This is a genomic window from Bradyrhizobium sp. 35 (assembly GCF_023073215.1).
In the GTDB taxonomy this organism is placed as follows: domain Bacteria; phylum Pseudomonadota; class Alphaproteobacteria; order Rhizobiales; family Xanthobacteraceae; genus Bradyrhizobium; species Bradyrhizobium canariense_D.
Genome location: NZ_JADPJC010000057.1, coordinates 1 through 1,469 on the forward strand (window position 1 = coordinate 1; position 1,469 = coordinate 1,469).

Annotated in this window: 1 protein-coding gene; it reads right to left on the reverse strand. The window is 61.5% G+C overall.

Annotated features, from left to right (window positions below; translation table 11 throughout):
- Positions 1-40 precede the first annotated feature (40 nt).
- Complete coding sequence (locus IVB36_RS13000; protein WP_247391585.1) at positions 41-1,423, reverse strand: IS30 family transposase; 1,383 nt, start codon at positions 1,421-1,423, stop codon at positions 41-43.
- Between the last annotated feature and the right edge of the window lie 46 nt (positions 1,424-1,469).

Here is a 1,469-nt window from a genome sequence, read left to right on the forward strand (position 1 = left end):
GGCGGATTCAAACGATCGTCGCAACAGCGATCTTGTTCACTCATGATAGCCAATCGTCAAGCGCCTCCGCCGGCGTTTTCCATCCCAGCGTCTTTCTCGGTCGGGCGTTGAGGACGGCAGCAACGGCGGTGATGTCATGGACGCTATGGACGCTATGGACGCTGAGGTCAGTGCCTTTCGGGAAGTACTGACGCAGCAGCCCGTTGGTGTTCTCGTTAGTTCCGCGCTGCCATGGACTTTGCGGATCGCAGAAGTAGACCTGAACGCCTGCATCGATCTTGAGACGATCGTGCTGGGCCATTTCGGCGCCTTGGTCCCAGGTCAGCGAACGCCGCAGTTCTTGTGGCAAGGTGATGATGGTGCGAGTAATCGCGTCCCGTACGGCTTCAGCGCCGTGTCCCGCGAGCGCAGGCCCGTTCTTGATGCGCGGAGCTTCGCCGTGCCCCATGAGGCGGGGAAGATGCAGCAGCATCGTGAACCGGGTTGTACGCTCGACCAGCGTACCAATCGCTGAGCTGCCAAGACCAAGGATGAGGTCTCCCTCCCAATGTCCCGGCACTGCTCGATCGGTTGCTTCGGCGGGACGTTGACTGATCATGATCTCCGGCGAGACAAAGCCCTTGCCTCGCCTTTTTACGCGTGCTCTGGGCACTCTTAGCACGCGCCCCGTTCGCAAGCATGCCGTCAGTTCGCGGCGTAGCGTTCCCCGGCCTTGAACGAAGAGAGCCTGATAGATGGCTTCGTGGCTGATGCGCATCGTGTTGTCGTCCGGGAAGTCGATCGGCAAGCGTCGGGCAATCTGCTCCGGGCTCCAGGCCTTGGCCCATCGCCGATCTCTTCGCGGGCCATGCCGGCGACCGTTCCACGGAACGACCGGACCGGGAACGGAAGCGCCGCTCGGTGCCACGACGACGCCGGCAAGTCTCTCCTCCACATAAGTGCGCAAGGTTTTGTTGAGCGCAAGTTTGGTCAGTTTGGGCCGACATGCCGATCGGTCTGCATGCCACTGGGCAGTCGTCGCACGATACTCCAACCCGCCGCTTCTGGTAGCTGCATTGCGTCGCAGTTCACGGGAGATTGTCGAGGCGGACCGAGCGAGGCGGCGCCCGATTTCTTGCATGGAGTGGCCCTGCACCTTGAGAAGTGCGATCTCCTCGCGCTCGGCAAACGACAGGTACCGCCCGGAGAGCGGCTTTGCCGAGGATCTGAATATTGCTGGTGGCATGCCGCCCGCCTTTCGGAACAATCTGTATCCGACAGGCTGCGATACTCCGGCTTCAAGCGCAGCTTCTTCACTGCTTAGCCCCGCGGCAATCCCCCGCCAAAATCTGCTCTGTTCATCACGCCCCGCAACTTGCGGCCGCCCCGGCGATGGCATTGGCGCTCGTCCAGATCGTGCCGATCTCCGTCCTCCAATACTCATCGCAACCTCCAATGTGCGAGTGTTGCGACGACCGTTTGAACCCGCC

Excerpts from the sequence above, each read along its gene's own strand:
- IVB36_RS13000 (WP_247391585.1), bottom strand. The coding sequence starts at position 1,423 with ATGAGTATTGGAGGACGGAGATCGGCACGATCTGGACGAGCGCCAATG.